This window comes from Streptomyces sp. GSL17-111 (assembly GCF_037911585.1).
In the GTDB taxonomy this organism is placed as follows: Bacteria; Actinomycetota; Actinomycetes; order Streptomycetales; family Streptomycetaceae; genus Streptomyces.
On the sequence record NZ_JBAJNS010000001.1, the window covers coordinates 5,143,381 to 5,169,521 of the forward strand.

The window sequence follows — 26,141 nt, forward strand, 5'->3', positions numbered from 1 at the left end:
AACAGGAGCCAGGATGACCGCCCCCACCACCGGGCCGCCCCGAACCGATGCCCCCACCTTCCTCGGGACCGTTCTGGACCACGCGCGGCGCGACCCCGAGGCCACCGCCTACCGCTTCCTGCCTCCGGGCCACCGGGCCGGCGACCGGGGCTCGGCCATCTCCCGGGGCCGGCTGGACGCCCGGGCGCGGGCCGTCGCCGCGTGCCTGGGCCGTCCGGCGGGATCCGGGCCGGCCTCGGCGCTGCTCGTCCTGCCGCCCGGCCACGACTTCTTCGCCGCGTTCCACGGCTGCCTGTACGCCGGGGTGACGGCGGTGCCCTGCCCGCCGCCGCGCGCGGCGCGGGACGCCTCCGTCCGGATCGCGGGCATCGCCGAGGACGCCGGGGTCGGCGCCGTCATCACCACCGCGGAGCTCGCGCCCGCCCTGCGCCAGGCGTGGGGGCGGGCGGGCGACGGCGTCCGCTGGGTCGAGGTGGACGCCCTCCCGGAGGAGGACGGCAGCCACTGGCGGCCGCCCGCCGAGGCGGCGGACGGCCCGGTGATGCTCCAGTACACCTCCGGATCCACCGGGCGTCCCAAGGCCGTGGTCGTCGACCAGGCCGCGCTCACCGCCCAGATCGAGAACTTCCGGGCCCTGACCCGGTTCCCCGACGGCGCGTCGGCCGTCAGCTGGATGCCCGTGTACCACGCCCTGGGCCTCGGGCACCTGCTGCTGGCCCAGTACGTCGGGGGCGAGGCCGTCTACATGACCCCCGACGACTTCGTCGACGATCCGGGCCGGTGGCTGCGCGCGATCAGCGACACCCCCGGTCCGGTGCTCGGCGGCGGCCCGAACTTCGCCTACGAGCGGTGCGTCGAGGCGGTGGGGAAGGACCGCGTCCGCTCCTACGACCTGTCCTCCTGGCACACCGCGCTGGTCGGCGGCGAACGCATCCAGCCGCGCACGCTGGCCCGGTTCGCCGACGCCTTCGCCCCCGCCGGCTTCCGGCGCGAGGCGCTCTTCTGCGCCTACGGGCTCACCGAGGCCATGCAGATCGTCCTCGGTGAACACGGACCCCGGACGCTGACCGTCGACGCGGCCGAACTCGAGCGGGGCCGCGTGCGGGTGGCGCAGGACGACGGCGGGGGGCGGGTGCGGACGCTGACCGCGTGCGGACGCCCCGGACCCTCCGCGGAGGTGCTCGTGGTCGACCCCGGGACGGGCACCGAGGCGGAGCCCGGCCGGGTCGGCGAGGTGTGGGTCGCCGGGCCCGCCGTCTGCCGCGGCTACTGGCGGCGCACGGAGGAGACCGAACAGACCTTCACCGGGCGGCTGGAGGGCTCCACGAGACCCTGGCTGCGCAGCGGTGACCTCGCCTTCGCCCACGACGGTCGGGTCTTCCTGTGCGGCCGCTCGCGCGAACTCGTCATCATCCGGGGCCGCAACCTCCACCCGCAGGACATCGAGGCGTCCGCCCGCGCGGCGGCCCCCGAGCTGGCGTCACTCCCCGTCGCGGCCTTCTCCGTGGACGACGAGGACGGCGAGCGCCTGGTCGTCGTCCAGGCCGTACCCCGCGCCGCCGAACCGGGGTCCGGCGCCCCCGCGGAACCGGCCGACCTCGCCGAGCGCATCCGGCGCGCCGTCGCCTCCGACCACGAGGTCGAGGCCGAGGTCGTGCTGGTCGAGCCCGAGGAGATCGCCCACACCGACAGCGGCAAGGTGCGCCGCACCGGCTGCCGGCAGGCGTACTCCGACGGCGAACTGACCGTGCTGCACACCACCGGACCCTCGGCGGACCGGCCCGCCGACGGTGACGCGGCGCCCGGCGCCGGCGACGCGTTGCGCGTCCTGGTCGGCTCCCTCCCGGCCGAGCTGCGCCGTCCGGTCGCCGCGGCCGAGGTGCGCCGCCGCCTCGCGGCGGCCACCGGGCTGCCCGCCGACGCCATCGGGGACGACACGCCCCTGGTCGCGCTGGGCCTGGAGTCGCTGCGGGTCATCGCGCTCCGGTACGGCCTGGAACGCGACTTCCGGGTGTCCCTGCCCACGGCGGGGCTCCTGCGCGGGACGATCACCGACCTCGCCGCACGGATCGCCGAGGACACCGGCGACGGGGGCGGCGGTACGCCGTGGCCGGAGCTGGTGGCCGACCCGGCCCGCCGACACGAGCCGTTCCCTCTCACGGAGATCCAGCAGGCGTACCTCGTCGGCCGCAGCACCGCGTACGACCTGGGCGGCTCCTCCATCCACCTCTACCTGGAGGTGGCCGCCGAGGGCATCGACGTCGAGCGCCTGAGCGAGGCCCTCGACCGGCTGGTGCGGCGTCAGGAGATGCTGCGGGCGGTCGTCAGCGCCGACGGGCACCAGCGCATCCTGCCCGTCGAGGAGGTGCCCGCCGTCCACATCCCGTGCCACGACCTGAGCGGGGCGGACGAGGAGGCGGTGCGGCGGCACCTGGAGGCGGTGCGCGAGGAGCTCACCCACCAGGTCCTGCCGCTGGACTCCTGGCCCATGTTCGACATCCGGGCCACCGCGCTGGGCGGAGACCGCCACCGGATCCACATCAGTCTGGACCTGCTGGCGTTCGACGTGGCGAGCGTGCGGCTGTTCTTCCTGGAGTGGGGCGACCTGTACGCCGACCCCGCCTCCCAGCCGCCGCCCCCCGAGGTCTCCTTCCGCGACTTCGTGCTCGCCGCACAGCGGATCGAGGACACCCCCGTGCACGCCGCGTCGCGCGCCTACTGGCTGAAGCGGGTGCCCACCCTGCCCCCCGGCCCCGAACTCCCCCTGCTGCCGGTGCCCGAGCGGAGCGCGGCCCGCGTTCCGGTGCGCCGACGCCACCGGGCGCGGCTGGACGCCGAGCGCTGGAGGATCCTGCGTGAGCGCGCCCAGGAGCGCGGACTGACGCCCTCCGCCCTGCTGCTGGCCGCCTACACCACCGTCCTGGGCACCTGGAGCGCCACCAGCCACTTCACCCTCGACGTGCCGCTGTTCAGCCGCTGGCCGCTGCACGAGCGGATCGACGACATCCTCGGCGACTTCACCTCGGTGACGCTCCTGGAGGTCGACCTGCGGCCCGACGACGGTGTCGCGGGCCTGGCGAAGCGGATCCAGCGTCAGCTGTGGGAGGACCTCGAACACCGCTACTTCAGCGGTGTGGAGGTGATGCGCGAGATCTCCCGCACGCGCGGCCTGCCCGCCTCGGCCTTCGCCTCCATCGTGTTCGCCAGCACCCGCGAGCACGGACGCGACCAGGACTTCTCCCAGGGGGAGTGGGGCACGCGCTGGATGGGAGAGACGGTGACCGGGGTCACCCAGACTCCCCAGGTCCTCCTGGACCACCAGGTCTTCGAGGACGACGGCGTGCTGTCCTACAACTGGGACGCGGTGGCCGACCGCTTCCCCGAGGGCATGGTCGAGGAGATGTTCGCGGCCTACCGCGACCTCCTGCGGGAGCTGGCGGACGGTGAGGACGCCTGGTCGCCCGACGGGTTCGACCCTCTTCCGGCGGCCCACCGGGCCCTGACGGAGGAGGCCAACGACACCGCCGGTCCCCTGCCCGCGCAGCACCTCTTCACCGGCATCGTCGAGCAGGCCCGTGCACACCCCGACCGCACCGCGCTGATCGCCCCCGGCCGCCGGCTGACCTTCGCGGGTCTGTACGACCACGCCTGCCGCCTCGGGCGCAGGCTGCGCGATCTGGGCGCCAGCCCCGGCGACCTGGTCGCCGTCCAGCTGCCCAAGGGCGCCGAGCAGGTGGTCGCCGCCGTCGCGGCCCAGCTCGCGGGCGCCGCCTACCTGCCGGTCGATCCGGACCTCCCCGAGCGGCGCCGGCACGCGATCCTCGAGCGGGGGCTGGTGCGCCTCGCCCTCGTGCCGTCCGGGGCGGCCCCGGACCTGCCCGCCGGTATCGTCGCCGTGCCCGTGGACCTCGACGAGCCCCTCGAGGAGGACGGCGGCCCCCTGGACCCGGTCCAGAAGCCCACCGACCCGGCCTACGTGCTGTTCACCTCCGGCTCGACGGGCGAGCCCAAGGGCGTCGTGCAGACCCACCGGGCCACCCTCAACACCCTCCTCGACGTCCGGGAGCGCCTCGGCGTGGGGGCGGGGGACGTGGCCCTCGGGCTCTCCTCGCTGAGTTTCGACCTGTCGGTGTGGGACGTGTTCGGGGTGCTCGGCGCGGGCGGGACCCTGGTGCTGCCCGAGCCGTCCGCCGTCCGCGACCCGGGCCGCTGGCTGGAGCTGACGGCCGAGCACGGCGTCACCCTGTGGAACTCCGTGCCCGCGCTGCTGCGGATGCTGGTGGAGCACCTGTCGGGCACGCCCACGAGCGATCCGCACCCGGCGCTGAAGACGCTGCGCTCGGTGTGGCTGTCCGGCGACTGGATCCCCGTGGACCTCCCCGACCGGATCAGGGCGCTGGCCCCGGGCGCCCTCGTCACCGCCTCGGGCGGACCCACCGAGACGGCGATCTGGTGCGTGGCCAACCCCCTGGGCGACGTCGATCCGCAGTGGGACTCCATCCCCTACGGCCGCCCCATGCGCAACCACACCATCCACGTCCTCGACGACCGGATGCGGCCGTGTCCCGTCGGAGTCCCCGGCGAGATGTACATCGGGGGAGCGGGCCTGGCCGAGGGGTACTGGCGTGACGAGGAGCGCACCACCGCCTCCTTCGTCACCCACCCCGGCTCCGGCCAGCGCCTCTACCGCTCGGGGGACCTGGGACGCTGGCTGCCGGACGGCAACCTGGAGATCCTCGGCCGCGACGACCTCCAGGTGAAGATCGGCGGCTTCCGCATCGAGCTGGGCGAGATCGAGGCGGCGCTGGGCCGCCATCCGGAGGTCGCCGAGGCCGCCGTCGTCGCCACCGGAGCCGACCGGCACGCCCGCACGCTGGCCGCCTACGTCGTCCCGACGGCGTCCCGCACGGAGGACGCCGCGGAGGGCCGCGCGGCGGACGGCCGGGACGCCTACGACGCCGAGGAACTGGGCCAGGTGGTCACCGACCCCGTCGAACGGCTGGCGTTCAAGGCCCGCCGGGCCGGGCGCCGCACCGATCTCGACGGCCTGCGTCACCGGCTGCCGACGGCGGCGCAGGAGGCGCCTCGCGACCTCCACGCCCGCGTCAGCCACCGCCGGTACGACGAGCGCCCGGTGCCGACGGCCGAACTGGCCCGGCTGCTGGCGCCGTTGAGCAGCCGGGAGGACGGACCGTTCCCCCGGTACGCCTACGCCTCGGCCGGTTCCCTCTACCCCGTCCAGACCTACCTCTACGTGGCCGAGGGCCGGGTGGAGGGCCTGGCGGGCGGGACGTACTACGCCGACCCCGCCACACGCGAGCTCGTCTCGATCGAACCCGGGGCCCGGCTGGCGCAGGACCTCCACGTGGAGGCCAACCGGCCGACGTTCGCCGCATCGGCGTTCTCCGTCTTCCTCGTCGCCGACCGCGCGGCCATCGACCCGCTCTACGGGCGCCGCAGCCGGGACTTCTGCCTCCTGGAGGCCGGTCTGATGGCCCAGCTGCTGGACACGGCCGCGACCGAGGGCCCCCTGGGCCTGTGCCAGTTGGGGCTGGTCCGCTCCACGCCCGCGCTGCGCGCCGCGCTGCGCCTGGAGGACGGACGGCACGAGGTGCTGCACGCACTGGTCGGCGGCCTGCGCCCGGTGCCCGACCGAGCGGAGGCGGGCGACGCGGACACCGCGCCGGACTCCGGGGACGGCGGGCCACTGGCCGAACGGCTCCGCGCCCACCTGGCGTCCCTGCTGCCGTCGTACATGGTTCCGGCCACCCTCACCGAACGGGCGGCGCTGCCGCTCACGGCCAACGGCAAGGTGGACCGGGGAAGGCTCGCCTCCGACGCGTCCGCCGCCTCCGCCGCGCCGCGCACCGACGCCTACGTGGCGGCCGAGGGCGATCTGGAACGCACCGTCCAGGAGGTCGCCCAGCGCACGCTGGGGATCGACGCGATCGGGGTCACCGACAACTTCTTCGACCTGGGGGCGACGTCCGTGCGGGTCGTCCAGGTGCACCGGGAGCTGTGCGCGGCGCTCGGCCGCACCTTCCCGCTGCTGAGCCTCTTCGAGCACACCACGGTGCGCCGCCTCGCGGAGTTCCTCGACGGCGGCGGCGACACCACCGGGGCGGCCCGGGAGGGACGCGACCGCGCCCGCCTGCGCCGCGCCGCGAACCGCCGGGCACCCGGACGCCGTCCGCTGCCGCCCACCGCGCCGACGCCGCACCAGGAAGGCCCTCACGCATGACAACGCCCCGGTACAACGGTCCGAGCGACGGCGCCGCCGGCGTGCTCGACGGCGGTGAGATCGCCGTCGTCGGCATGGCCGGCAGGTTCCCCGGCGCGTCGAACGTGCGCGACTTCTGGCACAACCTGCGCCACGGTGTGGAGTCGGTGACCTTCTTCGACGACGAGGAACTGCTCGCCAAAGGGGTGCCCGCCGACCTCCTCGCCGACCCCGCCTACGTCAAGGCGGGCTCCCTGCTGGAGGGCGTGGAACTGTTCGACGCCGCGTTCTTCGGCTACAACGCCCGCGAGGCGGCCCTGCTCGACCCGCAGCAGCGGCTGCTGCTGGAGACCGCGCACACCGCGCTGGAGGACGCCGGCTGCGTCCCGTCCGCCGTCCCCGGCGCGATCGGCGTCTACGCGGGCAGCAGCCTGTCGACCTACCTCGTCTCCAACCTCCTGGCGGGCCGCGCCGGCTTCACCGACGTCGCCGAGACCCTCGAACTGCTCGTCACCAACGACAAGGACTACCTCGCCAGCCGGGTCAGCTACCGCCTGGACCTGAACGGTCCGGCCCTGGCGGTCCAGACGGCGTGCTCCTCCTCCCTGGTGGCGCTGCACCTGGCCACCCAGGGGCTGCTGGCCTACGACTGCGACGTCGCGCTCGTCGGCGGTGCCTCCGTACGCGTGCCGCAGGGGCGCGGATACCTGCACCGCGACGGGATGATCTTCTCCGCGGACGGGCACACCCGTCCCTTCGACGCCGCCGGCAGCGGCACCATGTTCGGCAGCGGGGTCGGGGTCATCGTGCTCAAGCGGCTCGCCGACGCCATCGCCGACCGCGACCGCGTGGACGCGGTGATCCGGGGAACGGCGGTCAACAACGACGGTGCCGCCAAGATCGGGTACACCGCCCCCGGCGTCGACGGCCAGGCCCGGGTCATCGCCACGGCACTGGGCGTGGCGGACGTCGAACCCGACACCGTCACCGCGATCGAGGCGCACGGCACGGGCACCCCCCTCGGCGACCCGATCGAGATCACCGCCCTGGCCCGGGCCATGGGGCCGTCGGCCGGGGGCGCCTCCTCCTGCGCCGTCGGGTCGGTGAAGTCCAACGTCGGTCACCTCGCGGAGGCGGCCGGCATCACCGGCCTGATCAAGGCGGTGCTCCAGCTCAGGCATCGGGAACTCGCACCGTCGCTCCACTTCGAGCGCCCCAACCCGCGCCTCGACCTCGACTCCGGCCCCTTCCACGTCGTCACCGAGCCGACGGAGTGGAAGACCGACGCCGTCCCGCGCCGCATCGGCGTCAGCTCCTTCGGCATGGGCGGCACCAACGCCCACGCCGTGCTGGAGGAGGCGCCGGCCCCGCCCCCGGCCCGCCCCCTCACCCGCGACCTGTACCTGCTGCCGCTGTCCGCCCGCACCCCGGGCGCCCTGGAGACCGCCACCGACGAGCTGGCCACGGCGCTGGACGGCGAGGCCGGCCGCGCACCGGCCGACGCCGCGACCACCCTGCAGCGCGGCCGGGCCGCCCACCCCCACCGTCGGCTGGTGGTGACCCGCGACGCCGCCGACGCCGCCCGCGCCCTGCGCGAACGCGACGCGGAGCGGGTGGCCACCGGACAGGCCTCGGAGGTGCCGCGCGTCGTCCTGATGTTCCCCGGCCAGGGCAGCCAGCACCCCGGCATGGGCGCCGGGCTCTACCGCGCCGAGCCGGTCTTCCGCGAGCAGATCGACCTCTGCGCCGAGACCCTGGCCGGGGAACTCGGCCTGGACCTGCGGGAGCTGATCCTGCCCGGCCCCGGCACCGACCTGCGTGAGGCCGCGACACGGCTGCGCGCCACGGAGCTGGCGCAGCCCGCACTCTTCACGGTCTCCTACGCCCTCGCCGAACTGCTCGGCAGCCTCGGTGTACGGCCGGACGCGCTGATCGGGCACAGCGTCGGCGAGATCGTCGCCGCCTGCCGTGCGGGGGTGATGTCCCTGCCCGACGCGCTGCACCTGGTCGCCGTGCGCGGGCGCCTGATGCAGGCGCTGCCCCCCGGCGGGATGCTCTCGGTCGCCCTGCCCGAGGAACGGGTGCGCGCGACGCTGCCCGCCGAGCTGTCCCTGGCCGCCGTCAACGGCCCGGAGCTGTGCGTGGTCTCCGGCCCCTCCGCCGCCCTCGACGCCTACGCCGAGCACCTGGCCGACCAGGGGATCAGCGGGCGGCCGCTGCACACCTCGCACGCCTTCCACTCGGCCATGGTCGAGCCGATGCTGGAGGAGTTCACCGCCGCCCTGTCGACGCTCGACCTCCACGAGCCGCAGGTGCCCTACGCCGCCAACACGACCGGGACGTGGGCGACGGCGGCCGAGGCCACGGACCCGGAGCACTGGGCCCGCCACGTCCGCGAGCCGGTGCGCTTCGGTGACGGGATCCGCCTGGTGACCGAGCAGGGCCCGACCGTCCTGGTCGAGGCCGGCCCCGGAACGGTGCTGTCCGCCCTGGCGCGGCCCGCCGCTCGCGGCCGGGGCGCCACGGCGATCCCCTGCCTGCCGCCCGCGGCAGAGGACGGGGACCGCGACGAGCCCCTGCGGTTCACCGAGGCGCTGGGACGGCTCTGGCTGGCGGGCGCCGAGCTGGACTGGGAACGCGTCCAGGGCGGGACCGGCAGCCGCATCGCCCTCCCCACCCACCCGTTCGAGCGGCGCCGGTACTGGATCGAGCCGGCCGTGACCGGGGACCGGACCGCCGGCCCGTACGAGGTCCCGGAGCCCGAACCGGGCGCCCCGGACCCCACGGCACCCCTCGCCCTCTCCGGCGACCTCGACCCGCGCCCGCCCCTGACGACCCCGTACACCGAGCCGCGTGACGACCGCGAGCAGCGGCTCGCGGGCATCTGGCAGGAGCTGCTGGGCGTCGCGCCCGTCGGTATCCACGACAACTTCATGGAGCTGGGCGGCCACTCGCTGCTCGCCGCCCGCGTCGCCGAGCGCATCAAGGCCGACCTCGGTGCCACCGTCGCCCTCCGCGACCTGCTGGCCGACCCGACCATCGCGGGCCTGACCGCCCTGCTCGGCGGTGACACCCCCGCCGCCGCCCCCGACGCCGGGGAGGACGGCGAACGGCTGCCCGCCGCCGTCCCCGACCCCGAGCACCTCCACGAACCGTTCCCGCTCTCGGAGATGCAGCAGGCCCAGTGGATCGGCCGCATGGGCAGCTTCCAGGGCGGCGGGGTCGCCGCGCACGTGTACTGGGAGGTGGACCTCGACGAGGCCGTCGACGTCCACCGGCTGGAGGCCGCCTGGCAGCAGGTCGTCGACCGGCACCACATGCTCCGTGCCGTCATCGACGACGACGGGCGTCAGCGGATCCTGTCCGACACCGGCCCCTACCGTTTCGCGGTGCTGGACCTGCGGGACGCGGCTCCCGAGGAGAGCGACCGCACCCTGGAGGAGCTGCGCGCCGACCTCTCCCACGAGATCCGTCCGGCCGACCGCTGGCCGCTGTTCGACATCCGCGTCACCCTGCTCGCCGACGGCCGCACCCGGCTGCACCTCAGCTTCGACCTGCTCATCGCCGACATCGGCAGCATCCGCCTCCTGGTGCGGGACTGGCGCCGGTACTACCAGGGCCGCGAGGAGGAGATACGCCCGCTGCGCCTGTCCTACCGGGACTACGTCCTGGCCTCCGAGGAGGTCCGCGGCACCGCTCTCTACGAGCGGTCCCTGGCCTACTGGCGCGACCGGGTGGCCGATCTGCCGCCGGGACCCGACCTGCCCCTGGCCCTCAACCCCGCCGCGCTCACCGAGCCCGAGTTCACCGCCCGCGACGCGGTCGTGCCCACCGAGGCCTGGAGCCGCTTCAAGGAGCGCGCGGCGGCCGCCGGAGTGACCCCCTCGGCCGCGCTGCTCGCCGCGTACGCGGCCGCCCTGGGGGCCTGGGCGCGCGAGCCCCGCTTCACCCTCAACGTCACCGTCATCAACCGTCTGCAGGTGCACGAGGACGTCCGCGACCTGGTCGGTGAGTTCGCCTCCTTCGACCTGCTGCCGGTCGACCTCGCGGGTGGGCCCGGCCTCGCCGACCTCGCCGCCGCGCTCCAGCGGCAGAGCTGGGAGGACCTGGAGCACCGGTACCTCAACGGTGTGGAGATCCTGCGCGAGATGGCCCGCGTGCGCGGCGGCACCAGCGGCTCGGTCATGCCCGTGGTCTTCACCAGCACGCTGGTCCAGGAGAACGCGGCCGAGGACGCCTCGATCTTCGGCTGGCTCGGCTCCGTCCTGCACGAGATCGCCCAGACGCCGCAGGTGTGGCTGGACTTCGCGGTGATGGAGACCGCCGAGGGCGTCCAACTCAGCTGGCACTGGGTGCGGCAGATCTTCCCCGACGGCGTGATGGATGCGGTCTTCGACACCTTCCTCACCCTGGTCGAGGAGCTGGCCGCCTCCGACGACGCCTGGCGCGCCGCCGTCCCCTGCCCCCTGCCGGCAGCACAGCGGGAGCTGATCGAGGCCGTCAACGCCACCGAGGGCCCCGTGCCCGAGGGACTGCTGTACGGACCGCTGATGGACCGTGCCGCACACCGGCCCGACCGTGTCGCCGTGGTGGCCCACGACCGGGAACTGACCTACGGGGAACTGCGCCGCCACGCCTGCGTCCTGGCCCACCGGCTCCGCACCCTGGGCACCGGCCCCGGCCGCCTGGTGGCCGTCGCCCTGGACAAGGGCTGCGAGCAGGTCGTCTCGGCCCTCGCCGTGCAACTCGCGGGCGGTGCCTACCTGCCCGTCGACCCGGACCTGCCCGCCGAGCGCCAGGACCACCTGTGCGAACGCGGCCAGGTGCGGCTGGTGCTGACGCGCGCCGGCGGGCCGGACCGGGAGTGGCCCGAGGGCGTCCGCACGGTCGAGGTCGACCTCGACGCCGACCCCGGCGACGCGCCCGGTGCCGACGGCACCCCGCCGGAGCCCGTCCAGACGCCGGCCGACCCGGCCTACACCATCTTCACCTCCGGCTCCACCGGCGAGCCCAAGGGCGTGGTCCTCTCCCACCGGGCCGCGCTGAACACGCTCGTCGACATCAACGAGCGCTTCGCAGTCGGGGAGGACGACGCCGTCCTCGGACTGTCCTCGCTCAGCTTCGACCTCTCGGTCTACGACGTCTTCGGGGTCCTCGGAGCCGGCGGCCGGCTCGTCCTGCCGCGCCCGGGGACCAGCCGCGACCCCGGTCACTGGGACGCACTGGTGCGGCGGCACGGCGTCACCCTGTGGAACTCCGTTCCCGCGCTGATGCAGATGTACGTCGAGCACCTGTCCGGCACGGAGAGCGGCACCGGGGAGCAGGGCCGGCCACCGCTGCGGCTGGCGCTGCTCTCCGGCGACTGGATCCCCCTCGACCTGCCCGTTCGGCTGCGCGAACTCGCCCCCGACCTGCGGGCCGTCAGCCTCGGCGGCGCCACCGAGGCCGCCGTCTGGTCGATCTTCCACCCCATCGACCCGGCCGTGGCCGACGATCCGGAGTGGGACTCCGTCCCGTACGGCACCCCGCTGCGCAACCAGACCTTCCACGTCCTGGACGGCGGGATGCGGCCCTGCCCGGTGTGGGCCGTCGGCGAGCTCTACATCGGCGGTGTGGGGGTCGCCGAGGGCTACTGGCGCGACGAGGAGCGCACCGCCGCCTCCTTCGTCACCCACCCCGTCACCGGTGAACGCCTCTACCGCACCGGCGACCTCGGCCGCAGGCGGCCGGACGGCACGATCGAGTTCCTCGGCCGCGAGGACTTCCAGGTCAAGGTGGGTGGCTTCCGGATCGAGCTGGGCGAGATCGAGGCGGCCCTGCTGCGCCACGACGGCGTGCGGGAGGCGGCCGTGGCGGCGCCCGGCGACCGGCACAACCGCCGGCTCGTGGCCTACGTCGTCCCCGGCACGCCCGGTGCGGAGCGCACCCAGGAGAGCGACCGGGAACTGACGGACGGGGTCCGCGCGCTCGCCGAGAGCGTGCTGCCCGCGTACATGGTCCCGGCGGCCTTCGTGGTCCTGGACCGGATGCCGCTCAGCTCCAACGGCAAGGTGGACCGCTCCGCCCTCCCCGACCCCACCGCCACGACGGCCGGAGCCGACGCCGAGGCCGGTCCCCTGGCCGCCCGGCTCGCCGAGATCGTCGCGGAGGTGGTGGGCACCCCCGGGGTCGGCCCGAAGGACAACTTCTTCTCGGTCGGCGGCAACTCGATCATGGGCATCCAGGTCGTCTCCCGCGCCGCCGCCGAGGGGCTGGAGTTCAGCGCCGCCGACCTCTTCCAGCAGGAGACCATCGCCGAGCTGGCCGCCGTGCTGGAGGCCCGGGGCACCGACCTCGGCGGCTCCGGCGACACCGCCGACCTCACACCGCGCCAGGCCCAGCTGCTGGCCGACGGGACGGTGCCGCGCGGAGTCCACCGCACGGAGCTGGCGGTCGGACCCGAGCTCGAACCGGCCGTCCTGGAACGCGCGCTGGCCGCCCTGGTCGCCGCGCGCTCCGCCCTGCGCACCCGGCTGGTCGAGCAGGAGGGCGGCTGGTCCCGGCGTACCGCACCCGCCGACGCGGACGGGACCGACATGGAGACCTCCGTACCGCTGATCGACCTGGGCGCCCTCCCGGAGTCCGGGCGCGAGCCGGCGCTGGAGCAGATGGCCGCGGAGATGCGCGAGGAGCTGTGCCCGGTGCGCGGTCCCGTCACCAAGGCGGCGCTGTTCGATCTCGGCACGGGCGGCCGCCGCCTGCTGTGGCTGGTGCACGAGGCCGCCGTGGACGGCCCGTCGTCGTCGGTCCTGCTGGAGGAGCTCGCCCGGGCCGCCGACCGGGTCGTCGGGGGCGCGGAACCGGTGTGCGACGCGGAGGACGCCGAGGCCCTGCGGCGGCTGGTCCGGTCGGCCGGTGCGCCGCTCGTCCCCGACGACAGCGGGGCGAGCCGGCCGGAAGCCGGTCGGAGCCCGTCCGGCGGGGCGGCGCTCGTCCCCGACGAGGGGGACACGCTCCACCGGCTCGGCGCCGAACTGACCCCCGAGGAGACCGCCGACCTCCTCAAGGGAACCGCCACCGCCTACCGCCTCACGGTGGCCGAAACCCTGGCCGCCGGCTTCTCCCTCGCCCTCGGCGCCCTGGGAGCCCCGGACGCGGTCCTGGTCGGCATCGAGGACGACCCCCGCGTCGCGCCCTCGGCGCACGAGGGCGACGCCCACGCGATCGGCAGCCTGGCCACCGTGCGGCCCCTCGTCCTGCTCGCGGCGACGGACCCGGGCGCGGCGCTGGTCGCGGCCAAGGAGGCCTGCCGGTCCGCACCGCCGGCACCGGCGGCGGACCCGCCGGGCGTCCTCCTGCGGCACCTGGGCGCCACGACGGGGTCCGCCGGGGCGCTCACCCCGCTCCATCCGCCCGTCACCGAGGGCGGCCCCCCACTCGTCGTCAGCACCCGGCTCACGGGCGGACGGCTGTCCCTGTCCGTGTCCTGCCGCTCCGGCGAGGCGCCGCCCGACGTGCTGTCACCTCTGGCGGACGCCCTCGCCGACGCGCTGTGGCGCATCGCCGACCACTGCCGGACACCCGGCACCGGATCACTCAGCCCCAGCGACTTCCCGCTGGCGGGCCTCGACGCGGACGAGCTCACCGCGTTCGTCGACGCCCTCGGCACCGACGGCGGTGACGCCCACGACCCGAACAGCCCGCAGACACACGCCGAGGAGACCCGATGAAGCCCGACACGCTCCAGGACGTCTACGAACTGGCGCCCGTCCAGGAGGGCATGCTCTTCCACAGCCTCTTCGCGCCCGAGTCCGGCGTGTATGTCGAGCAGCTCACCTTCACCCTGCGCGGCACCCCCGACTCCGAGGCCTTCCGGCGGGCCTGGCAGGACGTGGTCGACCGGCACCCCGTCCTGCGCACCGGGTTCCACTGGGAGGAGGTCGGCAAGTCCCTGCAGGCGGTCCACCGCCACGCCGCCCTGCACGTCGAGGAGATCGACTGGCGCGGTCTGCCGGAGGAAGAGCAGGACCGCAGGTACCGGGAGTTCACCGCCGAGCAGCGGCGCAGGGGCTTCGACCTGCGCAGACCGCCGCTGATGAAGGTGGCGCTCGTCCGCTTCGGCGACGACCTCCACCGGCTCTTCTGGAGCTTCCCCCACCTGGTCATGGACGGCTGGTCCTTCGGCCTGGTCCTGCAGGAGTTCGCCGAGATCTACGCCGCCCGCGCGGGCGGGGCGGAGCCCTCGCTGGCCCCCGCCCGCCCCTACCGCGACTACGTCGCCTGGTGGAACGGACGGGACCTGGGCAAGGCCGAGGAGTTCTGGCGACGGGCGCTGTCGGGGTACGAGCCTCCCGAGGCCCTGGAGATCGGCCCCCGGCCGCCCGGCGACGACGGCCCCAGCCACGGCTTCGTCCCCGACCGCTCGCTCGGCTCCCTGGTGCGCGACCTGGACTCGCTGGCGCGTGACCACCGCCTCACGCTCAACACCCTGGTCCAGGGCGCGTGGATGCTGCTGCTCTCCCGCTACACCGGACGCGACGACGTCATCAGCGGGGCCACCTCCACCCACCGCCCGGTCGACCTGGCCGGCGCCGGAACCATCGTCGGTCCGATGATCACCACCACCCCGGTACGGGCCCGCATCGACCCGGAGCGCCCCCTGCTGCCCTGGCTGCGACAGCTCCAGGACGAGATGACCGAGGCGCGCGAGCACGCCGACGTCCCCCTGCACCTGTTCCCCCGGTGGGCCGGGCTGCCCGGCGGCGGGGTCCCCCTGTTCGAGACCGACCTCGCCTTCGAGAACACCCCCGCGCCCGAGATGGCCCTGCACGGGCTGGAGATCGTCGACTTCGCCTACGACGGACGTCCCCACTACCCCCTCACCATGGTGGTGTTCCCCCAGGAGGACCTGCCGCCCCGGCTCGTCCACGACCGGCGGCGGTTCGCCGAACCGGCCGCCGAACGGCTTGCGGGCCACTTCCACGAGCTCCTGGCCCAGATGGCGGCGGCCCCCGGCGGCCGACTCGGCGACATCGAGCCCTACACCCCCCGGGAGCGGACCCGCCTCCTGAGCGGCGGCCACGCCCCGCAGCCCGTCCCTGACGCGCCCTGCCTGCACGAGATCTTCGCGGAGCAGGCCGCTCGCGCCCCCGGAGCCACCGCCCTCGTCTGCGGCGACGACCGGCTCACGTACGGGGAACTGGACGAGCGCGCCAACCGCCTCGCTCACCGGTTGCGGGAGCTCGGGGCCGGGCCCGGCGAGCGCGTCGGCCTGTGCCTGGAGCGCTCCACCGACCAGCTGACGGCCGTCCTCGGCGTCCTGAAGTCCGGCGCCGCCTACGTCCCTCTGGACCTGGCGCAGCCCGCCGCCCGCATGGCCGACGTCCTCGACGACGCCGACGTGCGCGTCCTCGTCACCCACGCGGCGGCGGCCGACCGCGTGCCGCCGGTCGCCGGGCCCGTGGTGGACCTCGACCGGGACGCGGCGGAGATCGCCGCGCGGGAGCCCTCGGCCCCCGACTCCGGGGCCGTTCCCGGGGACCTGGCGTACGTCCTGTTCACCTCCGGCTCCACCGGGCGCCCCAAGGGGGTGGAGGTGACCCACGCCAACGTCGTCCGCCTGGTGCGCGGCGCCGAGACCCTCTTCGAGGTCGGCCCGCAGGACGTCTGGAGCATGTTCCACTCCTACGCCTTCGACGTGTCCGTCTTCGAGACCTGGGGCGCCTTCGCCACCGGGGCCCGCCTGGTGGTCGTGGACCGCGACACCGCACGCTCGCCCGAGGCCCTGCACGGCCTGCTCGGGCGTGCGGGGGTCACGGTGATCAGCCAGACCCCCTCGGCGTTCGGCCCCTACGCCCGGCACGCGCTGGACCACGGCGGCGAACAGCCGCCCCTGCGCTACGTGATCCTCGCCGGCGAGTACCTCGACGTCCCCTCGCTCGCGCCGTGGATCGAGCGCTTCGGCGACGACGCGCCCCACCTGGTCAACATGTACGGCATCACCGAGACCACCGTCCACGCCACCTTCCACCGCGTCACCGCCGCCGACACCGTCTCCGGCGTCCGCAGCACCATCGGCCGCCCCCTGCCGGACCTGCGCATCCACCTGCTCGACCGGCACGGCCGGCCCGTGCCGCCCGGGGTGGCCGGCGAGATGTACGTCTCCGGCCCGGGCGTGGCCCGCGGCTACCGCGGCCTGCCCGAGCTGACGGCCGAGCGCTTCCTGGAGGACCCGTTCACCGACGACGGCTCGCGGATGTACCGCTCCGGCGACCTGGCCCGGCTGCTGGAGAACGGGGAGCTGGAAGTGCTCGGCCGGGCCGACGACCAGGTCAAGATCCGCGGCTTCCGGGTGGAGCCCGGAGAGGTGGCCGCCGCGCTGCGCGGGCACCCGGGCGTGCGGGAGGTGCTGGTGGCCGCCCGGCAGGAGGCCCCGGGCGACGTGCGCCTGGTCGCCTACGTGGTTCCGTCCGGGGCGGATTCCGGGTCCGACACCGGGACCGGGTCCGACACCGGGACGGGTGACGAGCCCCTTGCGGCCGGGCTGCGCGCCCGGGCCCGGGACCGGCTGCCGGAGTACATGGTCCCCTCGGCGTTCGTGCTCCTGGACGAGCTTCCGCTGACGGCCAACGGGAAGGTGGACCGGCGCGCCCTGCCCGCACCGGACGGACGCCGCCCGGGCGCCGCCGGCGACTACACCGAGCCCCGGGACGCACTGGAGACGCAGATCGCCCGGGTGTGGGCGGAGGTCCTCGGCGTGGACCGGGTCGGCGCGCACGACGACTTCTTCGCGCTCGGCGGGCACTCCCTCCTGGCCACCCGGGTCGTCGGCAGGCTGCGGGTCGCGCTGGGCCGGGAGGTCCGGGTGCGCACCCTGTTCGACCGGCCGGTGCTCTCCGAACTCGCCGAGGCCCTGCGCGGTCCGGCCGCCCCGGCCGCCGAGGGCCCCGCCCTCCTCGCCCGGCCCCGCACCACGGTCCGCCGCCCGGCGGCCGGTGAGGAGCGCCCGTGACCGTCGACGCGAACCACGGTGGCCCGGCCGGACCGGTCTCCGCGCCCCCCGCACCGCAGAGCGGCACCGACGAGAACTGCTACGTCCTGCCCACCTCCTTCGGGCAGCGGCGGCTGTGGTTCCTCGCCCAGCTCGCCCCCGCCAGCGCCGCCGCCTACCTCGGCCACGGCGCCACCCGCCTGCGGGGCCCCCTGGACACCGCGCTGCTGCAGCGCTCCGTGGACACCCTGGTACGGCGGCACGAGACCCTGCGCACGTCTCTGGCCGAGCTGGACGGCGAGCCGGTCCAGCTCGTCCGTCCCGACGGTCGGCTCCCCGTCACCGTGACGGACCTGTCCGCCTCGGCCGACCCGGAGGCCGGGCTGCGGACCCTGGTGGAACGGGAGGTCGCCCGGACCTTCCCCCTGGACACCGCGCCGCTGGCCCGGGTGACCCTCTACCGGCTCGCACCCGAGGACCACGTGCTCGTGGTGACCTTCCACCACGGCATCGGGGACATGTGGTCCGGCGCGGTCCTGGTGCGTGAACTCGCCGCCTGCTACCGGGCCCACGCCCGGGGGGCCGAGCCGGAGCTGCCCGACCTGCCGGTCCAGTACGGCGACTACGCGGCGTGGCAGCGCGAGCTGCTGGAGAGCGGTGAACTGCTCGGCCAGATCGCCTACTGGCGACGGCGGCTCGCGGACCTGCCGGTGCTGGAGCTCGCCTGCGACCGGCCCCGTCCGGCCGTCCAGTCCTTCCGGGGCGCGGTCCGTACGACCCGGCTGCCCGCCCCGCTGGTGCGCGGGCTCAGGCGGCTCGGGCGGGAGCGGGGCGCCAGTCTGTTCATGGTCCTGCTCGCGGGGTTCTCGGTCCTCATGTCGCGCTACTCCGGCCAGCGGGACGTGCCCGTCGGCTCGCCGGTGGCCGGCCGCGACCGGCCCGAGCTGGAGCACCTGATCGGGCTTTTCATCAACACCCTCGTGCTGCGCACCGACGTCTCCGGCGACCCGTCCTTCGCCGAGCTGGTCGACCGGGCCCGGGAGACCTGCCTGGAGGCCTACGCCCACGCGGACGTGCCCTTCGAGCGGCTGGTGGAGGAGCTCCGGCCGCCCCGGGACCTGTCCCGGGGCGCGCTGGCGCAGGTGATGCTCATGCTGGGCAACACACCGCGCGACGACCTGCGGATGCCGGGCCTGGAGACCGAACCCGTCCGGATCGACCCCGGTACGGCGAAGCTCGACCTCTTCCTGACGTTCCTGCCGGAGACGGGAACGGAGACCGGGGCGGAGCCGGACGCGTCCGGGGAGGACGGCGGACTCCGCGCCGAACTGGAGTACAGCACCGACCTGTTCGACCCCGCCACCGCGGACCGGATGCTCACCCAGCTGTGCACGCTGCTGGAGGCGGCCGCCGCCGCGCCGCACCGCCGGCTGTCCGAGCTGCCCGCCCTGCCCGACGAGGAGGCGCGGCTGCTGGAGCGGTGGGGCACCGGCGGGACGGCCCCCGTGCGCGAGGTCCTCCTCCACGACATGGTGCGCGAGCGGACGGCGCGGGACGGGGGACGCACCGCCGTGTTCCTGGACGACTCCCGGCTGACGTACGCCGAACTCGACGCGCGCGCCAACCGCCTCGCTCACCACCTGCGGCGCCTGGGCGTCCGTCCGGAGGACCGCGTCGCGGTCTTCACCGAGCGCACCCCCGAGCTGCTGGTCGCCCTCCTCGGCGTGCTCAGGTCGGGGGGCGCCTACGTCCCCGTCGACCCCGACTACCCGGCCGAGCGCATCCGGTACCTGCTGGCCGACTCCGGAGCGCGGGTCCTGGTGGGTCACGCGAGCCTGACCGACCGGCTCCCGGAGCACGACGTGCACCTGGTGCTGCTGGACGAGGAGCGCTGCCGGGCCGCCGTCGAGGCCGAGAGCGCCGAGTACCCGGAGACGGTCAACACCGCGGAGGACCTCGCCTACGTCATCTACACCTCCGGCTCCACCGGGCGCCCGAAGGGCGTGCTGGTGCCCCACGGGCGGTTGCCGAACCTCCTGGACTCCATGCGCCGCGAGCCCGGCCTGAGCGAGCACGACGTCGTGGCCGCCACCATCACCCACGCGTTCGACATGTCGGTGCTCGACTTCTTCCTGCCGCTGACGACGGGCGCCGCCATCGCGCTGGTGCCCCGGGCCGACGCGGTCGACGGGGACCGGCTCGCTGCCCGCATGGAGGCCACCGGGGCCACCTACTGGCAGGCCACACCGGCCGCCTGGCAGCTGCTCCTGGACACGGGCTGGCGGGCCACCGGGCCCTTCCGGGGCCTGTGCGGGGCCGAGCCGCTGTCCCCGGAACTGGCCCGGCGGATGGTCCGGGCCGGGGTCGAGACCTGGCAGGTGTACGGGCCGACCGAGACCACGGTGTGGGCGTCCTGCCACCGCTACACCGAGGGTGAGAACCCGGTGCCGCTGGGACGTCCGCTGGCCAACACCCGCTTCCTGGTCCTGGACGGAGCAGGCCGCCCGGTACCGCTGGGCGTGCCCGGCGAGCTGTACATCGGCGGCCCGGGCGTGACCCGGGGCTACCACGGGAAGCCGGAGCTGACGCGGGCCCACTTCGTGCCGGACCCGCGGGGCGGGGAGCGCGGCGACCGCGTGTACCGCACCGGCGACCTCGTCCGCTACCGGGCCGACGGCGTCCTGGAGTTCGTCGGCCGCGCGGACTCCCAGGTGAAGGTCCGCGGCTTCCGCGTCGAGCCCGGCGAGATCGCGGCGGTGCTGCGCGAGCACGGCGACGTGCGCGACGCCGTGGTCGTCCTCCGGGAGGACACCCCGGGGGACCGGCGGCTGGTCGGCTACGCCGTGCCCGAACGCGTCCCGGACGATGCCGACGCCCTGGCCGAGGAGTTGCGGAAAACGGCCCGAGCGCGCCTTCCGGAGTACATGGTCCCGGCGGCCGTCGTCGTCCTCCCCGCGTTCCCCCGCACCCCCAACGGCAAGGTGGACCGCCGCGCCCTGCCCGTGCCCGGCGCCGCCTCCCGCGACCGCGCGCCGGAGTTCACCGCGCCCCGCACGCCGACGGAACGAAGCGTGGCCGCCGTGTGGGCCGATGTCCTGGGGCTGGAGGGCGTCGGGGCGCACGACGACTTCTTCGCCCTCGGGGGCCACTCGCTGCTCGCCGCCCGCGCGGCGGTCCGGCTGGGCGAGGAACGCGGCGGCAAGGTGCCCGTCCGGCTCCTGTTCGACCACCGCACCGTCGCCGAGCTCGCCGCCGCATTCGACCGCCTGACCGCCGCCCCGCCGGACCCCCGTGGCGGGCCGGTGGCGCTACCGAGGCGTCCCGAGGCGGACGGCCCCCATCAAGGCCGCCTGCTGCTGCCCGCCTCGCCCGGCCAGAAGCGGCTGTGGTTCCTGCACCGGCTCGAACCGGACAGCGCCCGCGCCTACCTGATGCCCGGCCGGGTGGAACTGGACGGTCCGCTGGACGCGGACGTCCTGCGCCGCGCGGTGGACCTGCTGGTGCGGCGGCACGAGACGCTGCGCACCGCCTTCGCCGAGGTGGACGGCGAGCTCGTCCAGGCCGTCGCGCCCGCCGCGCGCGTGCCCGTCGAAGCGGTCGACCTGACCGCCCTGCCGGAGGGGGAGCGCGCCGCCGCGCGAGAACGCCTGCTGGGCGAGGCGGCGTCCGCGCCCTTCGACCTGGGCCGACCGCCCCTGCTGCGGGTGACGCTGCTGCGCACGGCGCCGGAACGGCACGTGCTCTCGGTGGTCTTCCACCACGCCGTGTGCGACCGCTGGTCCGTCGCCGTCTTCGTCCGCGAGCTGGTGGCCGCCTACGACGCCCTGCTGCGCGGCGGGGACGTGGATCTGCCGCACCTGCCGGTGCAGTACGGCGACCACGCGGCCTGGCAGCGCGACCGGCTGACGGGCCCGGAGACCGACCGTCAGCTCGCCCACTGGCGGGACCGCCTGCGCGACCTTCCCGTACTCGACCTGCCCACCGACCGGCCCCGCCCGGCCGTGCAGACCTTCCGCGGCGCACGGCGTACCAGGACCCTTCCGGCGGAGCTTTTCCGCACCCTGGAGGAGGTGGGTCGGCGCGGGGACGCCACCGTCTTCATGGTCCTCCTCGCGGCCTTCGGCGTGCTGCTGTCCCGCTACAGCGGGCAGAAGGACCTCGCCGTGGGATCGCCGGTGGCCGGCCGGGACCGGTCGGAGACGGAGCACCTGATCGGGTTCTTCGTCAACACGCTGGTGCTGCGCACCGACCTGGCGGGCGATCCCGCCTTCACCGAGCTGCTGGCCCGGGTCCGGAGCACCTGCCTGGACGCCTACGCCCACGCGGACGTGCCCTTCGAGCGCCTGGTCGACGAGGTGGGGACCTCCCGCGACCTGTCCCGCGCCCCGCTGGTGCAGGCCGTGCTCTCCTTCGGCAACATCGACATCCCCGAGGTCCGCATGGGCGGTGCGGACGTCCGCCCGCTCGACGTCTCCGCCGGGACCTCCAAGTTCGACCTGGTGCTGGAGGTCCTGCCGCGCGACGGCGCCTGGCAGGCCGCCCTGGAGTACAACACCGACCTGTTCGACGGGACGACCGCCGACCGCCTGCTCGACCACCTGACCGAGATCCTCGACGCCGTGGCCGAGGCACCCGGGCGGAAGCTGTCCGAGCTGCCCGCCACCCGCGCGGCCGACCGCGCCGACCTGGAGCGCTGGGGCTGTGGCCCGGAGCGTGCCCTGCCCGACGTGCCGGCGCACGTGCTGTTCGAGGAACGGGCCCGCGCACACCCGGACGCCCCCGCCCTGGTCGGCCCCGGGGGTGAGCTCGGCTACGCCCGGCTCAACGCCCGCGCCAACCGGCTCGCCCGCCGGCTGCGCACGCTCGGGGTCGGCCCCGGCACCCTCGTCGCGCTGTGCGCACACCGCTCGGCCGACACCTACACCGGCATCCTCGGGATCCTCAAGGCGGGCGGCGCGTACGTCCCGGTCGACCCCGGCTACCCCCCGGAGCGGGTGCGGTACATGCTGGCCGACTGCGCGGCGTCCGTCGTACTCACCCAGCAGGACGTGCGCGAACGCCTCGGCGGCCTCTTCGGCGCGCAGCACCGCCACGTCGTGCTCCTCGACCGTGACCACCGGGAGGACCCCGGCCCGGGGGACGCGGACGCGGCCGACCTCGAACCGCTCAGCGGCCCGGACGATCCGGCGTACGTCATCTACACCTCCGGCTCCACCGGGCGTCCCAAGGGCACCGTGGTGACCCATCGGGGCGTGGCGGGCCTCCACCTCAGCCGCGACCTGATCCCGGTCGGCCCGGGCGACCGCGTGCTGGCCTTCGCCTCCACCGGATTCGACGCCTCGGTGTGGGAGTGGACGATGGCCCTGCTCGGCGGCGCCGCCCTGGTGCTGCCCCCGGCGGACGACGCCGTGGCGGGCGTGGGCGTCGCCGAGACCGTCCGCGCCCACGACGTGACCGTGGCGCTGCTGCCGCCGTCGCTGCTCGCCCTCCTCGACCCCGCCAAGACGCCCACGCTGCGCACCGTCGTCTCCGGCGGAGAGGACTGCTCCGCGGCCGTGGCGGCCCGGTGGGCACCGCACGTGCGGCTGGTCAACGCCTACGGCCCGACCGAGGCCACCGTCTACGCCACCCTCTCCGGGGCGCTGACCGCAGAGGGGCACCCGCCGATCGGGCGTCCCGTGCCCAACGCCCGGCTCTCCGTCACCGACGCCGACGGGCGGCCGGTGCCCGTCGGGGCGCCCGGCGAACTGCGGATCGGCGGGCCGGGGGTGGGGCGCGGATACCTCGGTCGGCCGGACCTCACCGCACAGCGGTTCCTCCCCGACCCCGAGCACCCGGGCGACCCCGGCCGGCGTGTGTACCGCACCGGGGACCTGGTGCGGTACCTGCCGACCGGCGAGCTGGAGTACCTCGGCCGACTGGACGCGCAGATCAAGATCCGCGGCTTCCGGATCGAGCCGGGCGAGGTCGAGGCGGTGCTGCGCGGCCACCGGTCCGTCGCGGACGTCGTGGTCGCCGCCCGCGAGGACGGTGCGGGCGACCGGGCGCTGGTCGCCTACGTGGTGCCCCGCCCGTCCGCCGTCTCCGACGGGGCGGGAGAGCCCGGCCTCGTCGGCGAACTGCGGGCCCTGGCCCGGGAACACCTCCCGGCCTATATGGTCCCGGCCCACCTGATGCTCCTCGCCGCGTTCCCCTCGACCCCCAGCGGCAAGGTGGACCGCGCGGCGCTGCCCGCGCCCGTCACCGGCGGGGCCCGTGCCGACGACGGGGCCCACGTCGAACCGGCCACCCCCACCGAGGAACGGCTGTGCGGGCTCTTCGCGCGCGTGCTCGGAGCCGAGCGGGTCGGCGCGCAGGACGACTTCTTCGCCCTCGGCGGCAACTCCCTGTCGCTCTCCCGGCTGCACGCCCTGGTCAGGGACGCGTGGCCGGAGGCCCGCGTACCCCTGCGCCTGCTCTTCGAGCGACCCACCCCCCGCGCCGTGGCCGAGGCGGTGGCCGGTGGCCCGGAAGGCCACCACGTACCGGACCCGGCCGCCGACGTCTCGCTCGATCCGGCCGTGCGGGTGCGCGGAGCGTGGACCTGGCGGCAGGACCCCCGGACGATCCTGCTCACCGGTGCCACCGGCTTCCTGGGCGCCTTCCTCCTGAAGGCGCTGCTGGAGACCACCTCGGCCCGGGTGGTGTGCCTGGTCCGCGCCGAGGGCCCGGAGCACGCCGCCGCCCGGCTGGAGGAGCACCTGCGCGGACTGGGGGTGTGGGACGAGCGCGCCCGCGCCCGGACCCGGGCCCTGCCGGGCGACTTCTCCCGGCCCGCGCTGGGCCTGGGGGAGGAGGCCTTCGCCGAACTGGCCGCCGACATCGACGAGATCCACCACTGCGGCGCCAGCGTCAACTTCGGCCGCCCCTACGCCGAGCTGCGCGAGGCCAACGTCGGCGGCGTCCGGGAGATCCTGCGGCTGGCCTGCACCGGGCCCGTCAAGCCCGTCCACCACGTCTCGACCCTCTCGGTGTTCCCGCTGCGCGGCGAGGGCGATCCCCTGGCGTACGAGGACGAGTTGCCCGCCGCGCCCCCGTCCGCCGAGAACGGCTACAACCAGAGCAAGTGGGTGGCCGAGAAGATCGTCGCGCTGGCCCGGGAGCGCGGCGTGCCGGTCTCCGTCTACCGCCCCGGACGCATCGCCGGGGACACCACGAGCGGGATCTGGCGCACCGACGACGTGTTCTGCCACGTCCTGCGCGCCTGTGCGGTGGTCGGCTCGGTGCCCGAGCTCGCCTTCAGCACCGACATCGTCCCCGTGGACCACATCGCGGCCGTCATCGCCCGCGTCGCCCGGGGGCGGGAGAACCTGGGCGGGACGTACCAGTTCGCGGGCGCGGAGCGGCTCGACTTCGACACCGTCTCCGAGGCGCTGGAGCGGGCCGGTTACCCGGTCCGTCGGCTGCCCTACGCCGACTGGTACGAGGCCTGCCGACGTCACGCGGAGGCCCGTCCCGACAGCGGACTGGGTCCGACCCTCTCGCTGTTCGGCAAACGGGTCGAGGACGACCGGAGCGGCCTGCGTGAGCCCGTCTTCGACACCGCCCACACCCGCCGGGCCTCCGGCGGGCTGCGCCCCGCGACGGTGGACGCCGCGCTGATGGAGCGCTACCTGCGCTCCCTGGCCGCCATCGGGTTCCTCCCCCCGCCCCCCGCACCGCACTCCCCGAAAGGCACCGCATGACCGCACGTCCCACCGTCCTGATCGCCGGCGCCGGCGTCGGCGGCCTGACCGCAGCCCTGGCCCTGCGCGGGCACGGGTTCCCGGTCCGGCTGTACGAGCGCAGGACCGGCCGCGCCATCGAGACCGGCGGTACCGGGTTGAACCTCTGGAGCAACGCCACCACGCTCCTTGACCGTCTGGGCCTCGGTGAGCGCCTGGCGGCGAGCACCACCCGGATCGAGCGCGGCCAGGTCGTGTCCGAGCGGAACGTGCCCATGGTCCGCATCCCGGTACAGCGCTACACCGCACCGGGCAGCAGCCCCGGCGTCACCCTCGCGCGCGGCGAGTTGGTGCGCGTGCTGCTGGAGGCCTGCGAGGCCGCCGGGGCCGACATCGTGTTCGGCCGCACGGTCACCGGCCATCGTGACGAGGGCGACCACGTCCGCCTGCTGCTGGACGGGGGCGCCGAGGCCGAGGGGGACATCCTGCTCGGCGCCGACGGGATCCGCTCCCGCATCGCCGCGCAGGTGCCGGGCGACGCCGAACCCGTCTACAGCGGGGTGACGACCTACCGAGGGGTCAGCGAGGGCAGTGGCGGCGTGCCCCCGGAGACCGTCCACTTCTTCCAGGGGCCGCGCGGTGTCAACGGCGGTGCCTGGCACGTCGGGCGGGGCCGCGTGGCGTGGACCGTGGGCCACTTCGCCCCGGCCGGGGAGCGGGACGAGCCCGGCACGCTGCGCGAACGGGCGCTCGGCCTCGTCGAGGGCTTCGCCGGACCGCCCTACGCCATCGTCGCCGACACCCCCGAGGATCGGATCATCCGCACCGACCTCTACCACCGCCCCTGGCGGGAGACCTGGGGCGTGGGACGGGTCACTCTGCTCGGGGACGCCGCCCACGCCATGCCGACGGTGCTCGGCCAGGGCGCCTGCCAGGCCATCGAGGACGCGGCCGTCCTCGCCGGTGAGTTGGCGGCGGCCCCGGCCGACCCGGTCGCCGCCCTGCGCTCCTACGAGCGCGTCCGCCAGGAGCGCGTCGGCTGGGTGCGCGGGTGCGTCTTCAAGGTCGGCGGCGCGCCCCGGGTGGACCACCCACTGCTGCGGCCGCTGTTCGTACGGCTGACCCGTCTCCTGGCCGTCCGTGGCCAGGAGGAGATGTGGCGTGGCCTGCAGCGTCCGCCGGACCTGCCCGTCCCCCTCCCGGTGCCGCCCGCCCGGGACCAGCCGCCGTCCACCCACCGCTGAGAGGA

5 protein-coding genes are annotated in these 26,141 nt (G+C 75.4%); all 5 read left to right on the forward strand.

The features are described from left to right. Positions 1-13: 13 nt before the first annotated feature. Genes V6D49_RS22955 through V6D49_RS22975 form a run of 5 tightly spaced genes read left to right on the forward strand, consistent with a single transcriptional unit; the run spans position 14 to position 26,136 of the window. Positions 14-6,241, forward strand: coding sequence for an amino acid adenylation domain-containing protein (locus tag V6D49_RS22955; protein WP_340562470.1), 6,228 nt, complete (start codon positions 14-16; stop codon positions 6,239-6,241). Then, complete coding sequence (locus V6D49_RS22960) at positions 6,238-13,929, forward strand: non-ribosomal peptide synthetase/type I polyketide synthase (protein ID WP_340562472.1); 7,692 nt, start codon at positions 6,238-6,240, stop codon at positions 13,927-13,929. The genes V6D49_RS22955 and V6D49_RS22960 overlap by 4 nt, the downstream gene beginning before the upstream one ends. Then, positions 13,926-17,210 (forward strand): non-ribosomal peptide synthetase, encoded by a 3,285-nt coding sequence (locus V6D49_RS22965; protein WP_340562474.1) that lies wholly within the window; start codon positions 13,926-13,928, stop codon positions 17,208-17,210. The genes V6D49_RS22960 and V6D49_RS22965 overlap by 4 nt, the downstream gene beginning before the upstream one ends. Next, complete coding sequence (locus tag V6D49_RS22970) at positions 17,207-24,913, forward strand: amino acid adenylation domain-containing protein (protein WP_340562475.1); 7,707 nt, start codon at positions 17,207-17,209, stop codon at positions 24,911-24,913. Before V6D49_RS22965 ends, V6D49_RS22970 begins: the two co-directional genes overlap by 4 nt. Next, the gene (locus V6D49_RS22975) at positions 24,910-26,136 is read left to right on the forward strand and encodes an FAD-dependent oxidoreductase (RefSeq protein WP_340562477.1); all 1,227 of its coding nucleotides are present in this window, start codon (positions 24,910-24,912) and stop codon (positions 26,134-26,136) included. Before V6D49_RS22970 ends, V6D49_RS22975 begins: the two co-directional genes overlap by 4 nt. Positions 26,137-26,141 lie beyond the last annotated feature (5 nt).

What these genes read in the sequence shown, in the direction of transcription:
- V6D49_RS22975 (WP_340562477.1), top strand. Translation starts at nt 24,910, where the DNA reads ATGACCGCACGTCCCACCGTCCTGATCGCCGGCGCCGGCGTCGGCGGC.
- V6D49_RS22960 (WP_340562472.1), top strand. Translation starts at nt 6,238, where the DNA reads ATGACAACGCCCCGGTACAACGGTCCGAGCGACGGCGCCGCCGGCGTG.
- V6D49_RS22965 (WP_340562474.1), top strand. Translation starts at nt 13,926, where the DNA reads ATGAAGCCCGACACGCTCCAGGACGTCTACGAACTGGCGCCCGTCCAG.
- V6D49_RS22955 (WP_340562470.1), top strand. Translation starts at nt 14, where the DNA reads ATGACCGCCCCCACCACCGGGCCGCCCCGAACCGATGCCCCCACCTTC.